General features: G+C 47.4%; 4 protein-coding genes and 3 pseudogenes. 3 read left to right on the top strand and 4 right to left on the bottom strand.

Going from position 1 to position 5,006, the window contains the following annotated elements; translation table 11 throughout:
- Window positions 1-36: 36 nt before the first annotated feature.
- The 4 genes and pseudogenes from HMPREF2794_RS21600 to HMPREF2794_RS21585 all read right to left on the bottom strand — a co-directional run.
- Window positions 37-306 (bottom strand): annotated as a pseudogene (locus HMPREF2794_RS21600) (hypothetical protein); the annotation flags it as partial.
- Window positions 307-309: 3 nt separating this feature from the next.
- Entirely contained in the window at window positions 310-738 is a 429-nt protein-coding gene (locus tag HMPREF2794_RS21595) for a DUF3408 domain-containing protein (protein ID WP_070752660.1), read from the bottom strand.
- A gap of 2 nt (window positions 739-740) precedes the next feature.
- On the bottom strand, window positions 741-1,151 hold the full coding sequence (locus HMPREF2794_RS21590) for a P-loop NTPase family protein (protein ID WP_070752664.1): 411 nt from the start codon (window positions 1,149-1,151) through the stop codon (window positions 741-743).
- 63 nt (window positions 1,152-1,214) lie between these two features.
- Window positions 1,215-1,409 carry a hypothetical protein gene (locus HMPREF2794_RS21585; protein ID WP_025867500.1) on the bottom strand — a complete coding sequence of 65 codons (195 nt, stop codon included), beginning with the start codon at window positions 1,407-1,409 and terminating at the stop codon, window positions 1,215-1,217.
- 845 nt (window positions 1,410-2,254) lie between these two features.
- On the opposite strand from HMPREF2794_RS21585, the pseudogene mobA reads away from it, so the two are divergent.
- From mobA to HMPREF2794_RS29695, 3 genes and pseudogenes are all read left to right on the top strand, one after another.
- Window positions 2,255-2,689 (top strand): annotated as a pseudogene (gene mobA / locus HMPREF2794_RS29700) (conjugal transfer protein MobA).
- Window positions 2,690-2,795: 106 nt separating this feature from the next.
- Entirely contained in the window at window positions 2,796-4,010 is a 1,215-nt protein-coding gene (mobB, locus tag HMPREF2794_RS21575; protein WP_070752656.1) for a conjugal transfer protein MobB, read from the top strand.
- A gap of 47 nt (window positions 4,011-4,057) precedes the next feature.
- A pseudogene (locus HMPREF2794_RS29695) lies at window positions 4,058-4,978 on the top strand (YWFCY domain-containing protein); the annotation flags it as partial.
- Window positions 4,979-5,006: the final 28 nt, after the last annotated feature.

The raw sequence follows: 5,006 nt of genomic DNA, 5'->3' as shown, positions 1-5,006 counted from the left end.
ACCTACTATACGAGGGAGTTTATCGAATACTTACGGTGGAAGCTCTTTCTCCTGCCTTTTCACGACTGCCGGAATCTCTTTCCTGCCCGTTTTCCCTTTCGCCTGTCCACGTCCCTTCTTCCGTTCCTCCTTCACCGGATCGAACCAGCCTGCCGCACCCCGCAGGGCTTTCGCCATGCGGCGGCGTGCCTTCCCGAAACATATCTCGCCAAGCTGCCCCCTGAACAGGAACTTGTCCATGAACAGATAGGCGAACAGCAGCCAGAACAGAACCGCTCCGGCTTCATAACATAATCGCATATCCATAGCTTAAAAGATTTTGTTGTAACTCTTCTGGCAGTATGCCTTCACCTCATCCGAATGTTTCTCGAAATGTTCCCGCAATACATTGTCAATGTAATTGCCCACCGTCAACTGCCGTTTACCGGCAATGCCGACGATGACCGATATTTTCCGGTGCAGTTCCTTGTTTATATAGACACCCTGCCTGCCTTCGCATTTGTAAGGGGTGAGGAATCTCCTCATAAATTCGGTCTGTGCGGCTTTCAACGTTTTGGATGCGGCCTTTTCCGGCATCTCTTCCGCTTCAGATTCCGTCTTTGCCTTTTCAGCCGTTTCCCTGTCCGTTTCCTCTTTTGGGGGAATGGACGGTGTTACCTTTTCCGGCGGGCTGCCCGCCATCAGGCTGCGCAGGTAGGCTTCATCCACCGGATTCTGTCCACTCGTTTTCTTTGCCATGACTATACAATTTTGATTGTCCGCATGATTTCATCCATAAGCGCATCAAAGCCGCACTCCTTCGTAAAGCCCGCATCCGGTGCAAACAGGGTGCTCCGGTAAACCGGGCCGCCCGTAGTGGAGAGGTCTTTGGTGAAGTTACTGCGCACGGGGACACGGGTTTGGAGACAGTCCAGTCCCAGGAGGGAGAAACCTTGCTGGTAAATGTCATATAAGACGGTACGTTCCCTCCAGTCCACCATATTCCAGAACATGCACAAGGCTTTCAGATTGGAGATGCCGGTCTTTATCAGGCGGTCATTGACAGTCGTGGCAAAGTTCAGCGTACTTTCCAGCACAAGGCGGTCTGCCTTTATCGGTACGAACAGATAATCGAGCGCACTGATTGTGGCAATCACCCCGTCACTGCCCATTGTTCCGGGCAGGTCGAACAGCACCACATCATAATGCACGTCCGCCTTTTCCTTAAACGCCCTTCAGTCCGTCATGCAATCCGCCGGGGTACTGCCGATAACAGGGTAAGCCTTCTTCTTCAACCGCCCGGCCTGTTCCACCAGAAGATTCTGATAGACGGGTGTGGTCTTTACCACTTCCATATCCCGCTTTTTCTGTTTGATGATTGAATGCTGCGGATAGTCACAATCCACTATCGCCACATTCAGACCTTTCACATAATGCAGTCACGACGCCGCATAAATCGCAAAGGTTGATTTACCCACGCCGCCCTTCTGGGAGGCGAACGAAACGAATACGGTTTTCTTTCTCTTTTCCATTGTTACTGATTTAAATGAATAAATTGTTTTATAGACAGCCGGATGAACAGCCGTCTGTTTTTGGGCTATCTGTCCGGTTACTCATTCTGTTATCTGTTCATCCGGTTAGCTATATAGTTATTTAATTATGCGGCTACTTGGCTATCCGGCTATCTACTTATATGGCTACTCTATTACATGGCTATTTAATTATGTAGCTATTCAGCTATCTGTCTATTCGGCTGTGTAGCTATATGGCTATGTACATATTCGGATAACTATTCACATATCCGATTGCATAGCCATTTATCCGAATAGCTGTTTATCCGTCTATACATTTATATATATGTATGTATAGCTATATATCCGGATAAATGCCTGTTTGAATATCTGCCTGATTGCATATCTGTTTATCCGTTCAAATAGCTATCCGGCTACAAATAAACCTCAAAAAGAACATCCATGAAGTACCCCCGGCTCCAAAGTCATTCATTGGCGGGTGTTGGCGTGATACGCCATGATGCACGGACAGAAAAAACTATCTACCTTTGTCGCCGGGAGAGCGGAGCCCGTTCTCGGTAAGAGAACGTAAGACAAATCCTTCAGACCTTTAATCCGGCCCAGCCGGATTTTAATATGCGTCAGCATATAGCGAGGTGTACTTTCAGCGGTTGAAAATATTTCCAACCGCTGAAAGTCCCGCCCCGAAAGGCCTTTCGGGGATGTCAGTTCTCCCAAGTCGAACTTCCTAAATTATTCATGTTATGAAAGATGAAACAAGAATCCGTAGCGCCGCAGGGCGCAAGGTACTGGCAGACCCGCGCACGCACCGCTATTATCTCTGTCTCAATGACAGTGAGAACGAGAAGTTTCTCACGATGTTTGAACAATCCGGCATGAAGAACAAGGCCGAATTTATCTTTGCCCGCATCTTCGGCTGAGAGTTCAAGGTAGTGAGGATTGATAAGGAAGCGCAGGAATATTATGCCCGGCTGACCGCTTTCTATCAGCAGTTCCGCCGTATCGGAAACAACTACAACCAATGTGTAAAGACCATCCATACCATTTATGGGGAAAAGAAATCGCTTGCCTTTCTTTATAAACTGGCCGAAGAAACCCGCAAACTGGAGAAACTCTGCAAACAGATTATCGAACTGACAAAGCGATACGAAAAGGAGTATCTCACTAAAAAGGAATAACATCATGGTGCCGAATATCACATCGGGCAGTTCATTCTATGGAGTGATTGCCTATAATAAGATAAAGGTGGATGACGGTACGGCAAAGGTATTGTGACATCCTAAAATAGCGGCAGATACTTCGGGCAATGTACCGATTGAACACTGTGTACAGGCTTTTGAACCTTACATCGCACTCAACTCGCACGTCCGGAAACCGGTTATCCACATCTCATTGAATCCTTCCCCGAAAGACATTCTTTCGGAAGAGCAGATGACCGTACTGGCGCAGGAGTTCATGGAAAAGTTCGGTTACGGGAACCAGCCCTATATCGTATGGTTGCACGAAGACATAGACCGCAAGCACATGCACATCGTTTCGGTACGTATCAACGGGCAGGGTGAAAAGATAGACCACAATCGGGAGGCTATCCGGGCACAGAACATCTGCCGTGAAATGGAAGTGAAGTACGGGCTTCATCCCACATTCGGAGAACACGGTGAGAGGGAACTATCATCCCTACAAAAAGTGGATTATCCGAAAGGGGACGTGAAAGCACAGGTAAAGCATACCGCCCGAACCTTGCTGGAATGTTACAACTGTCACTCGCTTTCCGAATATGGCACTCTTCTGAACCTGTATAACGTAACCGTTTATGAAGTCAGGGGAAGTGTGGACGGGAAGGAATACCACGGTATTATGTACGGAGCTTTGGATGATAACGGACAGCAGGTGGGAACACCTTTCAAATCCAGCAAGTTCGGTAAGGCATTCGGTTATGAAGCACTGCAAAAGAAGTTTGCCGCTTCTACTGAAAAGGTGAAAAGGAACAGCCTTGCCGAAAGGACAAGACAGGAAGTCATTAAAGCCATGCAGGACATCGGCACGAAAGAGGATTTCGCCCGAAAGCTGAAAGAGGCGGATATAGAGACGGTTTACCGTATCAATCCCGAAGGACGTCTGTACGGCATCACTTTCATAGACCATACCAGCCGGACAGTGCTTAACGGCTCGCGTCTGGGCAAGGCCTTTTCAGCCAATGTGTTCAACGAATTGTTCAACAATCCGGATGCGGACCGTACAAGGCTGATACCACCGCCGGAGCAGGATACACCCCGGCAGGAACAAGATACGGAAGAAAGACTGGAAAGGAAGGAATACCGGCAGCAGGAAAATCAAGACTATCAGAGTGAACCGTCCGGCAGTCTGATTGATACGTCCGCACTCGGTGTCATTGACATTTTCTCCGTACTCATGGAAGATGACCATACGCACGAGTACATCGATCCGTCCTTCCGCTTCGGACGCAGGAAAAAGAAGAAGCGCAGGCGCAAATTATAATATAATTAAGGTATAGAACAAAAAGTCGAATTTTAACAGTTACAATTATGCAGAATGAAGATGATTTAAGAGGTCTTGCCAAAGTCACGGACTTTATGCGGGCCGTCAGTTTTCTATTTTTGGCGATACACATCTATTGGTTTTGTTACGGCTGGCTACACGAAATGGGCTGGACGCTTGATATTGTGGACAGGATACTGTCCAATTTCCAGCGTACCACAGGACTGTTCTCGTCCCTTCTTTACACCAAACTGTTTTGTGTCCTCTTCCTCGGTCTGTCCTGCATGGGCAACCAGGGGGTAAAGAAGCATGAAATCACATGAAGGAAAATAATTATTGCGGCCATAGCGGGTGCCATACTCTTTTTCCTGAACTGGTGGTTACTGTCCATTGACGCATCATCCGGTGTATGCGCCATACTTTATACCACGACATTGGCCGGCGGTTTCTTCTGCCTGTTGGCATCCGGTTTATGGATTAGCCGTCTGTTGAAGAACAATTTGCTGGAGGACGTTTTCAATACCGAGAATGAATCGTTCATGCAGGAAACCCACCTTATGGAAAACGAGTATTCCATTAACCTGCCGACTAAATTCTGGTACGGGAGAAAGGAATGGAAAGGCTGGATAAACGTAGTGAATCCTTTCCGGGCCAGCATGATTTTAGGTACACCGGGTAGCGGAAAATCGTATGCCGTGGTCAATAATTACATAAAGCAGGCAATAGAGAAGTCCTATGCTCTTTATATATACGACTTTAAATTTGATGACCTGTCGGTTATTGCCTATAACCACCTGATTAAGTACAGACACCGCTATAAGATACCGCCCAAGTTCTACGTGATAAATTTCGATAACCCACGCAAGAGCCATCGCTGTAACCCGCTGGCACCGGAACTGATGACGGATATTTCAGACGCTTACGAGTCGTCGTACACCATAATGCTTAACCTCAATAAGTCGTGGGTGTGACCTGAAAAGTCACGTAATTGATTGT

The organism is Bacteroides sp. HMSC067B03, assembly GCF_001811315.1.
Taxonomy (GTDB): domain Bacteria; phylum Bacteroidota; class Bacteroidia; order Bacteroidales; family Bacteroidaceae; genus Bacteroides; species Bacteroides faecis.
Note: the sequence above shows the minus strand (reverse complement) of the source record. Positions and strands in the feature narration are given on the sequence as shown.